At 37.8% G+C, this 20,223-nt stretch carries 16 protein-coding genes; all 16 read left to right on the top strand.

What is annotated here, in order from left to right:
• The 16 genes from QM450_RS04310 to QM450_RS04235 all read left to right on the top strand — a co-directional run bounded on the left by QM450_RS04310 (position 1) and on the right by QM450_RS04235 (position 20,118).
• Entirely contained in the window at positions 1 to 2,457 is a 2,457-nt protein-coding gene (locus tag QM450_RS04310; RefSeq protein WP_414319769.1) for an SP_1767 family glycosyltransferase, read from the top strand.
• A gap of 11 nt (positions 2,458 to 2,468) precedes the next feature.
• Entirely contained in the window at positions 2,469 to 3,695 is a 1,227-nt protein-coding gene (locus QM450_RS04305) for a glycosyltransferase family 8 protein (protein ID WP_414319768.1), read from the top strand.
• Positions 3,695 to 4,891, top strand: coding sequence for a glycosyltransferase family 8 protein (locus QM450_RS04300; RefSeq protein ID WP_414319767.1), 1,197 nt, complete (start codon positions 3,695 to 3,697; stop codon positions 4,889 to 4,891). Before QM450_RS04305 ends, QM450_RS04300 begins: the two co-directional genes overlap by 1 nt.
• Before the next feature lie 130 nt (positions 4,892 to 5,021).
• Positions 5,022 to 6,239 carry an accessory Sec system protein translocase subunit SecY2 gene (gene secY2, locus QM450_RS04295; protein WP_315640018.1) on the top strand — a complete coding sequence of 406 codons (1,218 nt, stop codon included), beginning with the start codon at positions 5,022 to 5,024 and terminating at the stop codon, positions 6,237 to 6,239.
• 9 nt (positions 6,240 to 6,248) lie between these two features.
• Complete coding sequence (asp1, locus tag QM450_RS04290; protein WP_315640017.1) at positions 6,249 to 7,829, top strand: accessory Sec system protein Asp1; 1,581 nt, start codon at positions 6,249 to 6,251, stop codon at positions 7,827 to 7,829.
• Positions 7,813 to 9,345, top strand: coding sequence for an accessory Sec system protein Asp2 (gene asp2, locus QM450_RS04285; protein WP_315640016.1), 1,533 nt, complete (start codon positions 7,813 to 7,815; stop codon positions 9,343 to 9,345). Before asp1 ends, asp2 begins: the two co-directional genes overlap by 17 nt.
• On the top strand, positions 9,342 to 9,782 hold the full coding sequence (gene asp3, locus QM450_RS04280; RefSeq protein WP_315640015.1) for an accessory Sec system protein Asp3: 441 nt from the start codon (positions 9,342 to 9,344) through the stop codon (positions 9,780 to 9,782). Before asp2 ends, asp3 begins: the two co-directional genes overlap by 4 nt.
• The gene (secA2, locus tag QM450_RS04275) at positions 9,769 to 12,147 is read left to right on the top strand and encodes an accessory Sec system translocase SecA2 (RefSeq protein WP_414318112.1); all 2,379 of its coding nucleotides are present in this window, start codon (positions 9,769 to 9,771) and stop codon (positions 12,145 to 12,147) included. Before asp3 ends, secA2 begins: the two co-directional genes overlap by 14 nt.
• 12 nt (positions 12,148 to 12,159) lie before the next feature.
• Positions 12,160 to 13,680 carry an accessory Sec system glycosyltransferase GtfA gene (gene gtfA / locus QM450_RS04270; RefSeq protein WP_414319766.1) on the top strand — a complete coding sequence of 507 codons (1,521 nt, stop codon included), beginning with the start codon at positions 12,160 to 12,162 and terminating at the stop codon, positions 13,678 to 13,680.
• Positions 13,664 to 15,010: an accessory Sec system glycosylation chaperone GtfB gene (gene gtfB, locus QM450_RS04265; RefSeq protein ID WP_414319765.1), complete on the top strand. Its 1,347-nt coding sequence runs from the start codon at positions 13,664 to 13,666 to the stop codon at positions 15,008 to 15,010. Before gtfA ends, gtfB begins: the two co-directional genes overlap by 17 nt.
• Entirely contained in the window at positions 15,003 to 15,182 is a 180-nt protein-coding gene (asp4, locus tag QM450_RS04260; RefSeq protein ID WP_075230876.1) for an accessory Sec system protein Asp4, read from the top strand. The genes gtfB and asp4 overlap by 8 nt, the downstream gene beginning before the upstream one ends.
• 4 nt (positions 15,183 to 15,186) lie before the next feature.
• Positions 15,187 to 15,411 (top strand): accessory Sec system protein Asp5, encoded by a 225-nt coding sequence (gene asp5, locus QM450_RS04255; RefSeq protein WP_075230877.1) that lies wholly within the window; start codon positions 15,187 to 15,189, stop codon positions 15,409 to 15,411.
• Between the two features lie 244 nt (positions 15,412 to 15,655).
• Positions 15,656 to 16,378 carry a pseudouridine synthase gene (locus QM450_RS04250; RefSeq protein ID WP_153225671.1) on the top strand — a complete coding sequence of 241 codons (723 nt, stop codon included), beginning with the start codon at positions 15,656 to 15,658 and terminating at the stop codon, positions 16,376 to 16,378.
• Positions 16,379 to 16,488: 110 nt separating this feature from the next.
• On the top strand, positions 16,489 to 17,823 hold the full coding sequence (gene pepC, locus QM450_RS04245) for an aminopeptidase C (protein WP_315640006.1): 1,335 nt from the start codon (positions 16,489 to 16,491) through the stop codon (positions 17,821 to 17,823).
• A 138-nt stretch (positions 17,824 to 17,961) separates the two neighbouring features.
• Positions 17,962 to 19,278 carry an ISL3 family transposase gene (locus QM450_RS04240; protein WP_414319764.1) on the top strand — a complete coding sequence of 439 codons (1,317 nt, stop codon included), beginning with the start codon at positions 17,962 to 17,964 and terminating at the stop codon, positions 19,276 to 19,278.
• A gap of 261 nt (positions 19,279 to 19,539) precedes the next feature.
• On the top strand, positions 19,540 to 20,118 hold the full coding sequence (locus QM450_RS04235; RefSeq protein WP_000493216.1) for a DUF4230 domain-containing protein: 579 nt from the start codon (positions 19,540 to 19,542) through the stop codon (positions 20,116 to 20,118).
• The last annotated feature ends 105 nt before the right edge of the window (positions 20,119 to 20,223 follow it).

The raw sequence follows: 20,223 nt of genomic DNA, 5'->3' as shown, positions 1-20,223 counted from the left end.
ATGAAAAAAGCAATTGTACTAGCTGGGGATTGCAGCTATACTTCCCAACTAGAAACAACTATCAAGTCCATTCTATATCACAATCGAGATCTTAATATTTATATTTTAAACCAAGATATTATGCCTGATTGGTTTCGGAAGCCTCGCAAAATAGCTCGAATGCTGGGAAGTGACATTATCGATGTGAAGTTACCCGAGCAAGCCGTGTTTCAACAGTGGAGCAAGCAGGATCATATCAGTGCGATTGCCTATGCTCGCTATTTTATAGCCGACTACATTCCAGAAGACAAGGTTTTATATCTAGATTCGGATTTGATTGTGAATGATTCTTTAGAGGGATTATTTACTATCAATCCTGAAGATAAGTGGCTGGCTGCTGTTAGGGATACAGAGGGTGTTACCTTTAATACTGGGGTTTTGCTAATTAACAATGCCAAATGGAAAAAAGAGAATATTAAAGAGTTACTAATTTCTCAATCAATTGAAACTCTAAAAATAGTAGCAGAAGGTCGTTTTAAAAATTTCAATGGTGATCAGACTATTTTTAATCAGGTTGTCAAGGATAATTGGCTAGAATTGGACCGTCGATTCAATTTGCAAGTTGGACATGATGTTGTCGCTTTTTATAGTAATTGGCCAAATTTTTTTGATGAATCATCCTATAGACCTGTTGTTTTGCATTTTTTATCTCATAGAAAACCATGGACGACATTGATAGCTAATCGCTACCGTGATCTCTGGTGGGATTTTCATGATTTAGAATGGACGCAAATTTTGCAACACCATATGGGTGAGTTTGAACTAGTTTCCCCTCAGAATCGAGGATTTTCTTGCTTGACGCTTACAACATCGCAAGATTTAGAAGGAATAGAAGAACTGCTTACATCTTTACCAGACGTGATTTTCCATATTGCAGCCTGGACCGATATGGGAGAAAAGCTAAAAAGGCTGGCAAGTTATGATAATGTCCGCTTACATCCTCAAATTGTTCCTCCAGTATTAGAAAATCTTAAAAATTTAGCTTCAATCTACCTTGATATTAACCATGGCAATGTGGAGCAATCGATGTTGGAGTCCATGAAAAAACAAGGGAAACCAATGCTGGCTTTCCAATCCACCCAACATGGAAATTGTGGCCAAGTTTTATTTGAAACAGGGAAAACTGCTTTGATGATTGAGGCAATCAAAGATTTCAAGGAGAATGGGCACTTTACACGATTTTATCAAGTTCCAGAATTAACGTGTTTAACCTTTACGGCTTCTCAAGAACTAGAACAATTAGACTACTTAGCAGAACAATTACCGAATGTAGCCTTTCATGTAGCAGCCTGGACAAGCATGGGTCCAAAACTCTATGACCTATCCAATCGTTATCCAAATATTCACCTCCATCCAGCTATTTCAAAAGAAAAACTCGAAGAACTAAAAGAGCAGATGGATGTTTATCTGGATATTAACCTAGAAACTTCAACTTCAAACATGGTTGCAGATATAGCTCAACTGTCTAAGCCTGTATTTGCGTTTTATAAATCTCAAAATGGCTATCATGGTCAAAGATTATATTCGAGCGAGCACCCTGAACGGATGTTGGCAGATCTACAGAAACTCCTTGATGGAGAACCGCTAGCAAAACAAGAAGATCCTATTCAGGTTAAGAGCATTGATGAAACTCTGGATTATATCATTGAACACCAGTCGTCTTTAGTTCGCTTTGGAGATGGTGAGATTAATATGCTAGCTGGTCATTCAATTCCCTACCAAAACTATGATGAAGAGCTCGTTTCTACCATGCGAGAGATTATAGGTTTAGAAAGTACGAAAGACCTAGTAGTCTGCCTTCCTGATGCTTTTACGGATCGTTTCAAATTTACATCATGGGCCATTCCCTTCTGGAAAGAACATATGGATCATTATATGGGCTTTTATCGCGAACTCTGCACGGGTTCGTGGTATGGTTCAACCTTTGTATCACGTCCTTACATTGATTTCGAAGATAAGAGTCAGGCCAAAGGTCAATTTGATAAACTGAAAAGTATTTGGGAAAGTCAAGACCTACTCATTGTAGAAGGGGCTACTTCACGTTCGGGTGTCGGCAATGATTTATTTGATGAAGCAAAATCGATTAAACGAATCGTTTGTTCATCTCATAGTGCCTATTCGCGTATCGATGAGATTGAGCAAGAGATAGAAAAGCATGCAGCTGGGCGTCTTGTTTTATGTATGCTTGGACCTACAGCCAAGGTTTTGGCTTACCGTCTAAGTCAGAAAGGCTATCAGGTCTTAGATATTGGACACATCGACTCAGAATATGAGTGGATGAAGATGGGAGCTAAAACTAAGGTTAAATTTGCCCATAAACATACGGCTGAATATAATTTTGATCAAGATATTGAATTTATCGAAGATGAGACCTATACAAGTCAAATAGTTGCTGATTTATCAAAAGCAACTCAGTAAAAGGAGAACGAATGAAAAAACAGCAGTCAGTTATCTTTGCAGGAGATTATGCCTATATTCGTCAAATTGAAACTGCTATAAAATCAATCTGTCGCCACAATAGCCATTTGAAAATATATGTACTTAATCAAGATATTCCACAAGAATGGTTTATGAATATTCGGACCTATATTCAACAAATGGGTGGGGATTTGATTGATTGTAAGGTCATTGGAGCAAAATATAAGATGAACTGGACCAATCAGTTGCTTCATATCAATCACATGACCTTTGCCCGCTACTTTATTCCAGATTTTGTCGAAGAAGATAAGGTTCTCTATTTAGATAGTGATTTAGTTGTGACTGGTGATTTGAGTCAGCTGTTTGAAATAGAACTAGAAGAAAATTATTTGGCAGCAGCTCGTTCTTGTTTTGGTGCAGGAGTTGGTTTTAATGCAGGTGTATTATTAATCAATAATAAAAAGTGGAAATCAAATGACATCAGACAGAGATTGGTTGATTTAACTGAGAGAGAGCATGAAAACGTGGGAGAAGGAGATCAGTCTATTCTCAATATTCTCTTTAGGGATAGCTGCTATCAGCTAGAAGATACCTATAATTTTCAAATAGGTTTTGATGCTGGTGCAGCTGAAATGAATCATCGTTTTGTCTTTGATATTCCGCTAACACCTCTTCCAAAAATTTTACACTATATCTCTCCAGATAAACCTTGGAACCAATTCTCTGTTGGTCGTCTCAGAGACCAATGGTGGCACTATTCCATGATGGAGTGGTCATATATTGTATCTACTTGGAGAGAAAAGAATCTTGTTTGTACTGCAGATGTTTACAAACCTAAGTTAAGATGCATGAACCTAACCAATTCTTGGTGTGTTAAGAAAATAGATTATCTGGCTCAACACTTGCCTGAGGTCCATTTTTACATTGCTGCTCATACATTTATGGCAGATGAACTGAAGCGCTTATCGGCTTTTCAAAATGTGACTCTCTATCCAAATTCCTTCCCTCTTTTAGTGGAGAATGTTCTTGAACAATCGGATCTTTATTTAGACCTAAACATGGATCAAAAACTAACTTACATTTATGATTTGGTTCAAAAATACCAAAAGCCGATGCTCAGTTTTGATAGTAGTCGTTGTCCAGATTTGCCTGATACTTGCTATGCAGGTGTTTACTCTGAAAGTCGACCAGAAGAATTAGTAGAAGCAATTAAGTGCTATATGAAGGAGAGAGAATAGTGAGAAAGTCAATTGTACTTGCGGCAGATAATGCCTATCTCATCCAGTTAGAAACAACCATCAAATCGATTTTATATCATAATCAAGATGTTGATTTTTATATACTAAATAGTGATATCGCACCAGAGTGGTTCAAGTTATTAGCAAAGAAAATGACAGTTGTGAATTCTACTATTCATAATGTCCATTTGAACAAAGAGATATTTGAAGGTTATAAGACGGGGCCTCATTTAAATTACGCTTCATACTTTCGTTTTTTTGCTACGGAAGTGGTTCATTCTGAACGAGTTCTGTATCTTGATTCAGATATCATTGTGACAGGGGACTTGTCACCTTTATATACAATGGATCTTCAAGGCTATTATGTAGGTGCTGTCGATGATGTATATGCCTACGAAGGTAGGGAATCAGGATTTAATTCTGGTGTTTTAATCATGGATGTAGCAAAATGGAAAGAGCACTTAATTGTTAATAGTCTATTAGAATTAGCAGCAGAACAGAATCAGGCTGTGCATCTAGGGGATCAAAGTATTTTAAATATTTACTTTGAAAACAAATGGCTGCCCTTAGACCAAACTTATAATTATATGGTTGGTGTAGATACTTATCATCTAACCCAGAAGTGTCAACGTCTGGATGATCAGCCACCAGTAATTGTTCATTTTGCTAGTCATGATAAGCCATGGAACACCTATAGTATTTCACGGCTTCGTGAACTCTGGTGGACTTATAGAGATTTGGATTGGACAGAGATTGCTTTTAAACGTTCTAGTTTGAACTACTTTAAACGGAGTAATCAATCTCAAAAACAAGCGATGATTGTGACTTGGAGTGCTAATGTGGAGCATTTAGAGTATTTGATTAGTAGCCTACCAGATTGGCATTTCCATCTAGCAGCTCCAGTTTACTGTATTGAGTCGGTCACAAAGCTATCCTCTTATCCTAATATGACTTTGTACCAGTCTATCCTTCATCAAAGAATTGATTGGTTATTGGATGATTCCAGTATTTACTTGGATATTAATAGGGGTGATGAAGTCTTGGATGTAGTTTCAAGAGCAAAAGAAAGAGGAAAGAAAATTTTTGCTTTTGAAGACACTCGAAAAAAAGCTGAAGATAGTATCTATGATGGCATTTTCTCTATCGATAAACCAGAGGACTTGGTAGCTGCTATGAAAAACTTGGATACTAACTAATTACCAAGTGATTGAGAGTTACCTGTAAGATTAGAGGATGAGTGAAGAATGATATAATTTTCAAATCTCATTTGTAACAACAGCTTGAGTGATTTGACTGCAACCTATAACTAATGAAAAGGAGTATTTCGTGAAACGATTTTTTTCATCTATAGCAGTAAAGAAAGGTCTAGGAACCTTGTTTCTGCTCTTTGTTTATGTATTAGGGAGTCGAATTACTCTTCCTTTTATCGATTTGAATAGCAGGGATTTCCTTGGCGGTGCTACCGCCTATTTGGCCTTTTCAACCGCAATTACAGGTGGAAATCTACGGAGCTTGTCAATCTTTTCAGTCGGTTTATCTCCTTGGATGTCATCGATGATTTTATGGCAGATGTTCTCCTTTTCTAAGCGTTTGAATCTTGCCTCTGGTTCGACTGAGGTTCAGGATAGGAGAAAGATGTATCTAACCTTGACAATCGCTTTGATTCAATCGCTAGCCTTAGCGGTAAATCTACCAATCAAGGACAACTATAATACACTTTTGGTACTCATACTCAACACGATATTGCTGATAGCTGGAACCTTTTTCTTGATATGGTTATCAGATATTAACTCGGTGATAGGTGTTGGTGGCTCTATTGTCATCTTGTTGACCAGTATGATTATCTATATTCCCCAAGACATTGTACAATCGATACAAAAATTAGGGATTCCTATGTGGATTGTTGAAATACTCGGAGCGATGGGGATCGTTTTTGCCTATCTCATTGCAATTTTTTATCGTGCTCGTTATCGGATTCCAGTCAATAAGATTGGTCTCCACTCTCGCTTTAAGCGTTATTCTTATTTTGATATAATGCTGAATCCTGCAGGTGGGATGCCCTTCATGTACGTGATGAGTTTAATTAACTTACCAACGTACTTGTTTCTTTTGTTGCAATTATTTGATCCAGGAAATCCAGTTTATCAACAAATAACGATCCAATATGCGATGGGGAAACCCTTGTGGATCTATACCTATATAGCGACCTTGTTTGTCTTTAGTATTGCCTTTGCTTTTGTCAATATTAGTGGAGAGCAGGTGGCAGAACGGATGAAAAAATCTGGCGAGTATATTTATGGCATTTATCCAGGTGAGGACACTAGTAAATATATCAATAATCTAGTATTCAAGTTTGCTATTGTAGGTGGTATCTTTAATGTGTTATTCGCAGGTCTACCGATGTTGTTTGTTTTAATGGATGAACAATTATTAAGAGTGAGTATGATACCAGGTTTGTTTATGATTTTAAGTGGTATGATCTTTAACATTAAAGATGAAATTAGAGCACTGAAGTTAAATGAAACTTATAAACCACTGATTTAGGAGAGTGTTATGTATTATTTTATTCCGGCTTGGTATGGTAGCCATCAGCAGTGGCATGCTGATATAACCCCTTGGTACTTTTCACAATTTAAATTAGAATTTGACGATACCTTTAATCAGATTCGTCTACTAGATAGGTTGGAACAATCGACACGTCTATTGATTTTGGCTTATCAGCCACATCTTCGCTATTTTTTACATCGTCATGGTGTATTAGAAGCTGAAGTATATTCTATTTTTGATGAGATGCAGGATATTACTGATATTTCTCCACAAGTCTTGAATATCAGAGATATCGAGTGGGATAAGGACTGTGAATTTATATACAGTCCTTTCGCCATTATTGTCCAAAAAGATGGAAATCGCTATGCTCAGATTGAGCATGGAGTGGAAGGATTTATTAGTGATATCCAGTATTTTGATATCCAGGGGCAAATGTCTAAACGCTATATTATGGATGACAGAGGCTTTGTTTCGAGTGTCATTTATTATCAGGACAATTATCCAGCTTGTCAAGATTACCTGAATCCTAAAGGGATTTGGCAATTCAGAGAGTATTTACAAGAGGATGGTAGGGTAGAGATTAATCCTATTTTTGCCTTTCGTTTTCATTCGCTCCATTATAGTGATATGGGGCAGTTGGTTGCTGAATTTTTTGAGAAACGACTCGAGAAGATTGAAGAGAGTAGTGATTTGTTTATTGTCCCATCTGATTCTCGGCATAACGATTTTGTTCTAAATCGTTTACCTGAAGCAAATCCGAAAATCTTGAGCCTTTTCATCGGTCGCAATCCAAAGCAGACTATGAGAGACCTTCTTGGTCCTATATCCAAAGTCGATTTGGTCTTGGTTGATAGGGAGGATAGCCTTCAGCTTTTGCAGGAATTGTATCCAGATAAATACAATCTGTTCAAACATTTATCGCCATTTGATACTCGTTTGAGATTGGGAAAAAGTCAGACAAAGAGGGAATCCATTATTTACTATCAACTTAATTTTGAAGAAGAAGTGGACAAAGAAGGACTTTTCCAAATCTTATCCTTCCTTGCAGAGACCAAAGACACTGAGGTAATTTTCGGTGCTTTTGCTGCCAATAACGACCAGATGGAGAGAGTGGCAGATATAATTCAAGAGATCATAGATGAAAAATTCCCAGCAAAGAGTTTTGAAAAAGCGGTTGACTATGAAGGGGCTGAAAATCCTTTAAAGGAAAATGCACAGCAGAAACTCCGTTATCGCCTGTTAAACATCAATGATGAATTGGAAATGATTAAGACATTAGAATATGTGCGTTTGATTGTTGATTTGAATCCTCAACCTCACCTATATACCCAAATAGCAGGGATTAGTGCAGGAATTCCTCAGGTGAATCAAGTAGAGACTGTCTATGTTGACCATTTGAAAAATGGCTACCTGCTTTCTACCATCACAGAATTTAAGAAAGCGGCCCATCACTACCTGGATACCCTAAAAGAATGGAATCAGTCTTTAATCTACTCGATTGATAAAATCAAGGAACATACAGGTGAAAAATTTGTGGAAAAACTAGATCAATGGATAGAGGAGAGTACAAATGTCAAAGGATCTTAAAATCCTACAGATAGGGACGGGAAATTGGAAACATCGTTATGAGATCCCTAAGAAAATGGAATGGTATTATTTTTATCCTAATTCTCCTAAGGTACTTAAGGAAACGATAAAAATGGATGAGATTCGCAAGTTTAATGCCATTCTCATTGAAGACGGCCGTTACTTGGTTGACCTATTACCAATTATTAAAATGATCGATCCTTATACGATTTTTTATAACCAAGAGTTTCAAACAAGCAACCCTCTTATTTTAGATTTAATCAAGAAACGCTGTGCCCAAGCAATCGACTTTTCAGATCCACAGAGGCTATTAAAAGATTTATCAACTTCCTTATTTGGTGGTGGTTATGGAGATAAGTTGAATCCCTCTGCAATTGATGTCCATCCAAGTTTTAAGGGTTCTATTTCTTATCAAGGGTTTGAATATTTGCTCTTAGAGGGAGATTTTGGTTCTGAGTTTTCCCAAGTAGCTAATTGGAAATACAACTTTGTATCATCAACAAAACTTCCAATCGAGGTGTGGTTAGAGTATGAAAAAAGTGAAGGTGTAGAATTTCAGTTTCGTGTTCGAAAAATGCCTGAAGGTTCAGTTTCGGATGTGGTTGAAGACTTGATGTATACAGAAGAGGAACTAGAAACGGCTCTAGTCATGGAGCAGGATTACAATGCCCACCTCTGTATGTCTATTGAAGCGCGTGGTCAGGGAAGCTTAAAATTGGGAAATCTACATCAGCGTTGGACCCGTAAACAATTTGGGAAATTTGTCCTTGGAGGCAATATTTTACACGATAGTAAGAGAGACGAGATTAACTACTTCTTTCATCCTGGGGATTTTAAGCCACCATTGGCTGTTTACTTTTCAGGATTCCGACCTGCCGAGGGATTTGAAGGATACTGGATGATGCAAAATTTCAAGTGCCCCTTCATTTTGTTCTCGGACCCTCGCTTAATAGGTGGAGCTTTTTACCTAGGCAGTGAAGAACTAGAAGAAAAAATCAAACAAACGATTGAACATTATCAGGAATATTTAGGTTTTGAAAAAAAAGATTTGATTTTATCAGGTTTATCAATGGGAACCTTCCCTTCTCTTTACTATGGCTCATTCTTTGAACCGAAAGGAATCGTTGTGGGTAAACCCTTAGCAAATTTAGGGACAATTGCTAAACGTGGTAGACTGGAAGCACCAGGTATCTTTCCAACAGGATTTGACGTGCTCCACCATCAAACTGGAGGGATCAGCCCGGCCCATATGGATGAGTTGGATAACCGTTTTTGGTCTGCCTTCAAACAAGCAGATTTTTCTCAAACGACGTTTGGTCTTTCTTACATGAAGGATGAGGATATGGATAGTCATGCCTATGATCAGCTAGTCACTACGCTCTGTCAAACTGGAGCGAAGATCTTATCAAAAGGAACAGCAGGTCGACACAATGATGATACAGAAACCAACGTTATCTGGTTTATCCATTTTTATAACATGATATTACAAGCAGAATTTGGAAGAGGTGAGACATGATTATAAATCAAAGAGAAGACATACTCTGGGGAGATATGGGAGCAACTTACCTGTATGGAACTCGAGTTCAGTTTTGGGAAGATGGCCATATCAGTCTTTCAAATCCATTACTAGCTCCAGGAGAAGTTCTCAAATCATGGCTTTCAAGCTTGAATTATCAAGGTGGTAGAAGTCAACCCAGCCTACCTCTCTTAAAAAGAAATCATCGCTATCAATTCACCATGAATATGACTTGTTATCCTGAAAATAGCATTTACATAAAACTAGTTTTCTTGGACCGTTACGAAGAAGTGCTAGAAGAAAAAGTTGAGAAAACCCTATCTTTTTCTTTCGTTTATCCTGAGGAGGCTTATACCTATAGAGTTTCTCTCATTGCTGCTGGGTTTGAGTCACTCGATTTTTATTCTTTCTCAATTAAGGAGTATGATCGTGTTTAATAGTTTGTATCAAAATAGAAAACTCAGAAAAGTCGGAGCTACTTTAAAAAAGATCAATGGTCTCAAAGATGAGATGGCAGCTCTTAGCGATGAAGCCTTGGCAGTAAAAACGGTAGAGTTTCGTCAACGTTTAGCAGAGGGGGAAACCCTAGATGACTTACTTGTTGAAGCTTTTGCAGTTGTACGTGAAGCTGATAAGCGAATCCTAGGGATGTTTCCTTATGACGTTCAAGTTATGGGGGGCATTGTCATCCACCAGGGGAATGTTGCGGAGATGAATACCGGTGAAGGAAAGACTTTGACTGCGACTATGCCTCTTTATCTCAATGCCCTAACTGGTAAAGGTGCCATGTTGATTACGACCAATGAATATCTAGCTAAACGTGACGCAGAGGAAATGGGGCCGGTCTATCGATTCTTAGGCTTAAGTATAGGGATCCCATTCACTGATGATCCTGAGGAAGAATTAAAAGCCGAAGATAAAAAGAAAATTTATAACTCAGATATCATCTATTTAACCAATAGTAGTCTAGGTTTTGATTATCTAAGTGATAATTTAGCTTCCAGTAGTAATGAAAAGTTTTTGCGCCCATTTGACTATGTCATCATTGATGAAATTGATGATATTTTACTAGATAGTGCACAGACCCCACTCATCATTGCGGGATCTCCTCGTGTTCAGTCCAACTACTATGGCATCATCGATACTTTAGTAACAACTATGGTTGAAAATGAAGACTATATCTTTAAAGAAGAAAAAGAAGAGATATGGTTGACTACAAAGGGGGCTAAAACTGCTGAAAGCTTCCTAGGGATTGATAACTTGTATAAGGAAGAATACGCGACTTATGTACGACATCTAGTCTATTCCTTGAGAGCTCATAAGTTGTTCACGAGAGATAAGGAGTACATCATTCGAGATGATGAAATGATTCTCCTGGATAAAGGAACAGGTCGTTTGATGGAAATGACCAAGTTGCAGGGAGGTCTTCATCAGGCCATCGAAGCCAAGGAGCATGTGAAACTCTCTCCTGAAACGCGAGCAATGGCCTCTATTACCTATCAAAGTCTTTTCAAAATGTTTAATAAGATATCAGGAATGACTGGGACTGGGAAGGTCGCAGAGAAGGAATTTTTGGAAACCTATAATATGTCTGTTATCCGAATTCCGACTAATCGTCCCTTGATCCGAAAAGACTATCCAGACAATCTTTATGTAACACTACCAGAAAAGGTTTATGCTTCACTTGAATGTATCAAGGAATACCATCTCAAAGGAAACCCACTACTAGTCTTTGTAGGATCGGTTGAGATGTCGCATCTCTATTCGTCCCTACTGTTGCGGGAAGGAATCGCCCATAACGTCTTGAATGCCAATAATGCTGCGCGTGAGGCACAAATTGTCTCAGAATCAGGTCAGATGGGAGCCGTGACGGTTGCAACATCCATGGCAGGTCGAGGAACAGATATTAAATTGGGACCTGGAGTTGCCGAGCTTGGTGGCCTAGTAGTTATCGGTACAGAACGAATGGAAAGCCAGCGAATCGATCTGCAAATTAGAGGACGCTCGGGTAGACAAGGAGATCCAGGTCTGTCGAAGTTTTTTGTATCATTAGAAGATGATGTTATCAAGAAGTTCGGTCCATCCTGGGTTCACAGAATGTACAAAGAGTACAGTGTTGCAGATATTACTCAACCACAAGTCCTTGAGGGAAGAAAATACCACAGACTGGTTGAGAAAGCTCAAAATGCAAGTGATAGTGCTAGTCGCGCCAACAGACAGAGAACACTAGAATATGCTGAGAGTATGAATATCCAACGTGATCTCATCTATAAGGAAAGAAATCGTTTAATAAACGGAGATAGGGATCTTCGAGATGTATTATCTGAGATGATTGACGAGTATATTGAAACAATTTTATCTGAAAACATAAAAACTAGAGAAGAATTATTTCACTATATTGTCACGAATATCAGTTTTAATATTAGAGAATTACCTCTTGATCTAGTCATTGAAGATCAACAAGCGTTGAGAAATTTCCTGATTCAGATCATTAACAATGAGTTAAATGATAAGAAGACCTTGTTAGAACCTCATGATTTATATGACCAATTTTTGAGAGTTTCCATGCTTAAAGCCATTGATGATAACTGGGTGGAACAGGTGGACTACCTGCAACAATTGATGATGGCAATTGGCGGACAATCAGCCAGTCAAACGAATCCGATCGTAGAATATTACCGAGAAGCCTATATGGGATTTGAAACCATGAAAGAGCAGATTCGTTCAGATATGGTACGGAATATCTTGATGGGCTTGGTACAGATGGGACCTAAGGGCGAAATCGTAACCCATTTTCCATAAAAAGGGGACAATATGACAATTTACAATATAAATTTAGGAATCGGCTGGGCCAGCAGTGGTGTTGAATATGCCCAAGCTTATCGTGCGGGTATTTTTCGCAGCCTGAATCTGCCGTCGAAGTTTATCTTTACAGACATGATTTTGGGTGATAATATCCAGCATTTAACAGCAAATATCGGTTTTGATGATGATCAGGTTATCTGGCTCTACACTCATTTCACAGACATCAAGATTGCACCGACCAGTGTGACGGTAGATGATGTTTTGGCTTACTTTGAAGGTGTAGAAAGCCGTCGTGAACGAAATGGGAAAATTGAACGAATCTTCTTCTCAGATGAAGACAAGTTTATCACTTGTTATTTGGTAGATGAGGAAAAAGATTTTGTTCAACATGTGGAGTATGTGTATGCTGGTAAATTAATCCGCAAGGATTACTTCTCATACACACGCTACTGCACAGAATATTTTGCTCCTAAAGACAATGTAGCGACACTCTATCAAAGAACCTTCTACAATGAAGATGGGACTCCGGCTTATGAAATGTTCATGAATCAAGGGACCGAGGAAGTCTACCGTTTCAAGGATCGCATTTTATACGGGAAGCCTGCCTTGATCCGTTATTTCATGCAGACACTTGGGTTAAGTAAATCAGATCTAGTGATTTTAGACCGTGAGACAGGAATTGGTCAGGTGGTCTTTGAAGAAGCGCGTGCTGCTCACCTTGCTGTTGTCGTTCACGCTGAGCACTATAGTGAAAATGCGACCAATGATGATTATATCCTTTGGAACAACTATTATGACTACCAGTTTACCAATGCAGATAAGGTCGATCTCTTTATCGTTTCAACGGATCGTCAAAAGGAAGTTCTAGAGCAACAGTTTGCTCACTATACCACACATGCTCCTAAGATTGTGACCATTCCAGTTGGAAGTGTTGACCAATTAACAAAACCACAAGAGAGCCGTAAGCCATTTTCTCTCATTACAGCTTCGCGTCTAGCTAAGGAAAAACATATTGATTGGCTTGTCAAGGCTGTGATTGAGGCTCATAAGGAATTGCCAGAATTAACCTTTGATATCTACGGTAGTGGTGGCGAAGAAGGACGTCTACATGAGATTATCGCTGCAGGTCAGGCAGAAGAGTATATTAAACTCAAGGGCCATGCAGAACTTTCCCAAATCTATTCACAGTATGAAGTTTATCTAACTGCTTCTACAAGTGAAGGATTTGGTTTGACTCTCATGGAAGCAATTGGTTCAGGATTGCCATTGATTGGTTTTGATGTTCCTTATGGAAATCAAACCTTCATCGAAGATGGCGAAAATGGTTACTTGATTCCAAGTTCATCTGACCATGTCGAAGATGAAATTAAGAAAGCTTATGCAGAAAAAATCTGCCAACTGTATTTGGAAAATCGTTTGGAAAGTATGAGAGAAAAATCCTACCAGATTGCTGAGAAATTCTTGACTCAAGAGATTTTGAACAAATGGGAAAAAACAATCAAGGAGGTAGTGGATGATTCAGTTATTTGATCTATATAATCAAGAAAGCCAAGATTTGCACTATAGTCTGACTGAGGCAGGCCTGTCTGATTTGGCTGTGGTTATTGAACCAGATGGATTTTTGCCAGATGGAGTTGTCTCACCTTTCACCTATTATTTGGGTTATGACAGCGGTAAACCCTTGTACTTTAACCAAGTTCCTGTACCAGACTTTTGGGAGATTGCTGGGAATAATCAATTTGGAACCATCAATGACCTCAATCAAGAACGAGCAGTGATACATTTTGCAGATGGCTTACAGGCTCGTTTGGTAAAAAAAGTCGAATGGAAAACACCAGCAGGCCGCATCTTCCAAGTGGATCACTACAATCGTTTTGGAGCTTGTTTTGCTAAGACTACCTTTGATGGATCTGGTCAAGCTATTATGACTTCTTATCGGAATGTAGATCAAAAAGAAGTTATTTTGGAAAACCATGTCACAGGTGATATTCTCCTGACCTTGGAAGGTCAAGGATTGCGCCATTTTTCTGGTCGAGTGGCCTTTATCATAGACTTCTTGCAAGGTTTGAAAGTGAATCTTGACCACATTCTCTTTAATACCCTATCTACATCGTTTTTGACTTCCTTCCATTTCCCAGACAAATCAGGTCAGGATATTCTAGTTTGGCAAGAACCATTACATAATGATATACCAGGAAATATGCAGCTAATCTTGGAGAATGACCAGCTTCGAGCTAAGACCATTATCATTCCAGATTATGCGACCTATGAACGCGCTTTGCAGTTGACGGATGAAAAATTCCATCATAAGTTTAGTCATTTAGGCTATCATTATCACTTTAAGCGTGATAATTTTGTTCGTCCTGATGCCTTGATAGTGACCAATTCGGACCAACTAGAGCAAGTCGAAAAACTGGTGGAAAGTTTACCAAGGGTTACTTTCCGAATCGCAGCAGTGACAGAGATGTCATCCAAGTTGCTGGATATGCTCCGCTATCCCAATGTCGTACTCTATCAAAATGCCAGTCCCCAAAAGATTCAGGAGCTTTATCAGTTATCAGATATCTATTTGGATATCAACTATGGGAATGAACTACTTCAAGCTGTTCGTCAGGCTTTTGAACACAACCAACTGGTCCTAGCTTTTGAGGAAACAGCCCATAATCGCCGCTATACAGCTCCAAATCATATTTTCGCTAAGGAAGCAGTTGATGACATGATTCATACCATTGAGTTAGCCCTTTCTCATGTCAAAGAGATGGGTCGAGCTCTTGGAGATCAAGGGTACCATGCCAATTATGTGGATCCAATCATGTATCAGGAGCGGATGGAAACCATTTTAGGAGAAAGCCATGACTAAAAAAGATCTATTTTATCAGGATGTTGAAGGTCGTATGGAAGAGATGAAACAAGAACCCATCAAAAAAGAAAAATCTACACGTGGTGAAAAAATCAGTAAAACATTCTCTTTCTTGTTGGGATTGATTATTTTGATAGGTTTGCTGTTTACTTTAATAGGACTTTTGAGGTAGTTAAATGACTGAATTATTGATAATTTTAACCATTATTTTAGCTATTGCCTTAATCATCCTTGTGACCATTCAACCAAGACAAACTCAAATTTTTTCTATGGATGCAACTAGTAATATCGGAAAGCCCAGCTATTGGCAAAGCAATACGCTTGTTAAAGTTCTAACTTTGCTCGTTAGCTTAGCCTTATTTGTGATGCTACTCCTCTTTATGGCCTTAACATTTTCATGATCTATATTTTTTAAAGAGACAATGCTTGATTTTAACAGTGAAGATTTAAAGAAATTTAAGTTTGAGGAGAAAAGTTTAAGAAAACTTTTAGGAATCTAGCTTATACTATAAGCATAAGTTAAGAAGACCTTAACTTTAACTCCTAAAAATTTTTCATAATAATCTCCCTATAAAATAAAGTCGCCCAATCAGGCGGCTTATTTTTTTGTTCTAAGTCTATGCTTTTTCATGATATAATAGCTTTATGAGATTAGATAAATTTTTAGTTGCCTGCGCTGTCGGGAGTCGGACTGAGGTTAAAAACTTTCTAAAGGCAGGGCGCGTGACGGTCAATGGTAAAAAGGAAAAATCTGCCAAGCTACAAATCAATGAAGAGACAGACGAGATTTGTTTTGACGGGCAAAAGCTAGAGTACGAGGAGTTTGTTTACTATATGATGAACAAGCCCCAGGGGGTTATCTCAGCGACTGAAGATCCTAAACATAAGACTGTGTTGGATTTGTTAGATGATTTAGCTCGATCAAAGGAAGTTTTCCCAGTGGGACGTTTGGATATCGACACGCATGGACTCCTACTCTTGACCAATGATGGCCAACTGGCTCATGCTCTTCTTTCTCCTAAACGTCATGTGGATAAGACTTATCTGGCACAGGTCAAGGGAATCATGACGGATGAAGACATTGAGACATTTGCACAAGGGATTCCGCTAAAAGACTTTACCTGTAAGCCTGCCAAACTGGAGCTTGTGGCTCTTGATAGAGAAAAAAACCAAAGTCTAGTTCGTGTGACTATTGCCGAGGGGAAATTCCATCAGGTTAAACGCATGGTAGCCTACTGTGGCAAGGAAGTGATGGACTTGCAACGTCTGACCATGGGAACTTTGACCTTGGATGAGGATTTGAAACGTGGAGAATGGCGTCGCTTGGCCAAAGAGGAATTAGAAGGCTTGCTCGAAAGTGTTAGGTAAACTGTGGAATCTTTGAAAAAGGTGAGGAAAATATCCTTGCCTTTTTCAGTTTTTGGTTGCTTCCTTTGTGAAAAGAGTTATAATAGACTGTAGAATAAAAGGAGGATTTTATGAACGCGATTCAAGAATCATTTACAGATAAATTATTTGCTAATTATGAAGCAAATGTCAAATACCAAGCTATCGAAAATGCTGCCAGCCACAATGGAATCTTTGCAGCCCTTGAGCGTCGTCAAAGCCATGTAGATAACACACCTGTTTTCTCACTTGATTTGACAAAGGACAAGGTCACTAACCAGAAGGCTTCTGGTCGCTGCTGGATGTTTGCGGCCCTTAATACCTTCCGCCACAAACTCATCTCTCAATACAAACTTGAAAACTTTGAATTGTCACAAGCTCACACCTTCTTCTGGGACAAGTATGAAAAATCAAACTGGTTCTTGGAGCAAGTCATTGCGACTGCAGACCAAGAATTGACAAGTCGCAAGGTTAGCTTCCTACTCCAAACTCCACAACAAGATGGTGGTCAATGGGATATGGTTGTGGCTCTCTTTGAGAAATATGGTGTCGTTCCTAAGTCTGTTTATCCAGAGTCTGTTTCATCTAGCAGCAGCCGTGAACTCAATGCAATCCTTAACAAATTGCTTCGTCAAGATGCTCAAATCTTGCGTGACCTCTTGGCTTCTGGTGCAGATCAAGCGACTGTACAAGCTAAGAAAGAAGACCTTTTGCAAGAAATCTTTAACTTCCTTGCCATGTCACTAGGACTTCCACCACGTCAATTTGACTTTGCTTATCGTGATAAGGACAACAACTACCAAAGCGAAAAAGGCATCACACCACAAGAGTTTTACAAGAAATACGTTGACCTTCCACTAGAAGACTACGTTTCTGTGATCAATGCTCCAACTGCTGACAAACCTTACGGTAAATCTTACACAGTTGAGATGTTGGGAAATGTCGTTGGTAGCCGTGCAGTTCGCTACATCAACGTACCGATGGAACGTTTGAAAGAATTGGCGATTGCCCAAATGCAGACAGGAGAAACTGTTTGGTTTGGTTCAGATGTTGGCCAGCTCAGCAACCGTAAAGCCGGAATACTTGCGACAGATGTCTATGACTTTGAATCAAGCATGGACATTCAACTCACTCAAGACAAGGCAGGACGTTTGGACTACAGCGAAAGCTTGATGACTCACGCCATGGTCTTGACAGGGGTTGATTTGGATGAAAATGGCAAATCAATCAAGTGGAAAGTTGAAAACTCATGGGGAGACAAGGTCGGTACAGATGGATACTTTGTTGCCTCAGATGCTTGGATGGACGAATACACTTACCAGATTGTTGTTCGTAAGGAATTACTAACAGCAGAAGAACAAGCTGCTTATGAAGCAGAACCAATCGTACTTGCTCCATGGGATCCAATGGGTGCCTTGGCAGAATAAATGAGATATAAAAAGAACGGTTCTATAATTTTTAGGGTTGATGGAAATTTTCCACCAACCCTATTTTAGTGTATACAAAAAGGCCAACATCCATTATATTAAAAGCGCTGAAACCTAAAACAAAAGGATGATGACCATATGAACAATACACTAGAAGCTACACTACAAATCAAAGATAAAAACATTATTTGGGATAATAAAGTTCAAGAGAAGATATTTAAAAAGAGAAAATCTTTATTTTATGCAGCTACTTATACGCATAAACCAGAATTTTGTACCGTTTGTGGGTGTGTTAGCCGAAATAATAATATCGTTAAAAACGGCACGAAAACATCTCGTATCACTCTCTGTTCTGTTTCAGGCCTAGCGGCCTACTTAAATCTACGCAAGCAGAGATTTCTCTGTAGAGAATGCGGCTCTTCATTTACCGCAGACACTAGTCGAATCGTAGAAAAACACTGTCATATCTCTAAACGCTTAAAAAACGAAATTAAATCAAAAATAAGTGAAACAGTATCTGAAACCTATATCGCAAAAGAAACAAATGTTTCAGTTCATACGGTAAGACGTATCATAGATGATACAACACGTTTACTAAAGATTAAACCATTACACGATTTACCTGAGCATTTGTGTTTTGATGAATTTAAATCCGTCAAATCTTCCGATAGTAATATGAGCTTCATTATTTGTGATAGCACTACACACAAGCTGGTCGATGTTGTACGAGATAGAAAATCTTACAGCTTGAAAAAGTATTTTCATCGTTTTGAGCCTAAGACTAGATTAAAGGTAAAAACTATCTCCATCGACATGTACTTACCGTACATTCAATTAATAAAAGAAATGTTTCCTAACGCTAAAATTATCATTGATCCTTTTCATATCGTACAAGCCTTAAATAGAGAATTAAATCGAACTCGGGTACGTGTCATGAATAAGCATCGCTATAAAGACTCTAAATTATATCGAAAGTTAAAACATTATTGGAAGTTAATTTTAAAGAACTCTAATGAACTTCAGAACTATAAATATAATCGTTATAAGCTTTTTGAAAGCTTCATAACAAGTAAAGGAATCGTAGATTATATCTTAGAAAAAAATCCATCTCTTAAAAATGATTATGAGGTTGTACATTCACTTCGTGAATGTATACAGGATAGAGATTATATAGAATTCAAGGAAACGATTGAAGCAGCTACGCAATTAGACCTATCTCCTGGTTTAAAAAGAGTATTAAAGACTCTTATGACTTACTTGCCATATATTCAAAATACTTGTGAGTATCCAACTAGAACAAATGGCCCTATTGAAGGAATAAACAATAAAATAAAAGTGCTTAAAAGAAATGCCTACGGCTTTAGAAACTATTACCATTTTAGAAATAGGATTATTTTAATAACAAAAATGTTTGGCCCAAAACAAAAAGGAATTAAGCAACAATTAGTTGCTTAATCCCTTCCTAAATTTCTTCATCAACACTATTTGACAAAGAGCCCTTTTTTAGTGCTCAAAATAGCACTCAATTTTAAATGGATTTGGTGTTCAAAAAATATAATCAAATGCAACAAACTAATTTCATTTTTAATAGGCACAATTAATTTTAGAAGATAGTACGAAAAAATATTGACTATTTTCTTTAGAATGTGTAAAATTTAGATAGATTATTTAAAGTGAGGTTTTTTTATCTTGTCTATATTAAAGAAGAAAGTTAATATGTTTAGTGTACTATTGAATGTGGTATTAATAGCTATTATAGCTATTGGAGTGCTATTTTTCTTACCTAAGGAACATAAATCAGAAGTCAAATCGTCAATTAATATCGAAAGTATTGAAAAAGTGAATGAAGTTGTATTTTTGAATGCGGGAATTAATGAAATTATTTCTGAAACAAAAACAACTCAAGTTTTTGGGTTTGATGTGCCGTTCTCTAAAAAAGCAGCATTAGTAATTTTAAATTATAAAGCTAAATTTGGAATTAAAAGTAGTGTAAAGGTTGAACAAATAAGCGAAAAAGAATATAAGGTTATTGTTCCAAAATTGGAAGTAATTGGTGTTGAACTTTCAAAAGATAATCCTTATGATTTATATGATAGTCATGGAGAGTTATTAAGTGGAACTACAGAAGATATTGATACTGGGAAATTGGTCGCTAACCAACTTTCTAGTGATAAACAAGCAGAGTATTTAGATAAATTTAAGAGTGAAATTAAAGAATCTGCAATCAATTATTATAAAACAATATTTTCTTCAATGGATTCTGAAGTAAAAGTAACTATAGAATTTACAGAATAATTTTTGAAATACAAAACCCTGGCCATCTCTGGTCAGGGTTTTGTGTGGTTCTATAATTTTTAGGGTTGATGGAAATTTTCCACCAACCCTATTTTAGTGTATACA

The sequence above is a fragment of the Streptococcus infantis genome (genome assembly GCF_047464615.1).
Taxonomy (GTDB): domain Bacteria; phylum Bacillota; class Bacilli; order Lactobacillales; family Streptococcaceae; genus Streptococcus; species Streptococcus infantis_Y.
This window is presented reverse-complemented; position numbering and strand designations above follow the sequence as displayed.

What these genes read in the sequence shown, in the direction of transcription:
- QM450_RS04310 (WP_414319769.1), top strand. Translation starts at nt 1, where the DNA reads ATGAAAAAAGCAATTGTACTAGCTGGGGATTGCAGCTATACTTCCCAA.
- QM450_RS04305 (WP_414319768.1), top strand. Translation starts at nt 2,469, where the DNA reads ATGAAAAAACAGCAGTCAGTTATCTTTGCAGGAGATTATGCCTATATT.
- asp1 (WP_315640017.1), top strand. Translation starts at nt 6,249, where the DNA reads ATGTATTATTTTATTCCGGCTTGGTATGGTAGCCATCAGCAGTGGCAT.
- asp2 (WP_315640016.1), top strand. Translation starts at nt 7,813, where the DNA reads ATGTCAAAGGATCTTAAAATCCTACAGATAGGGACGGGAAATTGGAAA.
- asp3 (WP_315640015.1), top strand. Translation starts at nt 9,342, where the DNA reads ATGATTATAAATCAAAGAGAAGACATACTCTGGGGAGATATGGGAGCA.
- secA2 (WP_414318112.1), top strand. Translation starts at nt 9,769, where the DNA reads ATGATCGTGTTTAATAGTTTGTATCAAAATAGAAAACTCAGAAAAGTC.
- gtfA (WP_414319766.1), top strand. Translation starts at nt 12,160, where the DNA reads ATGACAATTTACAATATAAATTTAGGAATCGGCTGGGCCAGCAGTGGT.
- gtfB (WP_414319765.1), top strand. Translation starts at nt 13,664, where the DNA reads ATGATTCAGTTATTTGATCTATATAATCAAGAAAGCCAAGATTTGCAC.
- asp4 (WP_075230876.1), top strand. Translation starts at nt 15,003, where the DNA reads ATGACTAAAAAAGATCTATTTTATCAGGATGTTGAAGGTCGTATGGAA.
- asp5 (WP_075230877.1), top strand. Translation starts at nt 15,187, where the DNA reads ATGACTGAATTATTGATAATTTTAACCATTATTTTAGCTATTGCCTTA.
- QM450_RS04250 (WP_153225671.1), top strand. Translation starts at nt 15,656, where the DNA reads ATGAGATTAGATAAATTTTTAGTTGCCTGCGCTGTCGGGAGTCGGACT.
- pepC (WP_315640006.1), top strand. Translation starts at nt 16,489, where the DNA reads ATGAACGCGATTCAAGAATCATTTACAGATAAATTATTTGCTAATTAT.
- QM450_RS04240 (WP_414319764.1), top strand. Translation starts at nt 17,962, where the DNA reads ATGAACAATACACTAGAAGCTACACTACAAATCAAAGATAAAAACATT.
- QM450_RS04235 (WP_000493216.1), top strand. Translation starts at nt 19,540, where the DNA reads ATGTTTAGTGTACTATTGAATGTGGTATTAATAGCTATTATAGCTATT.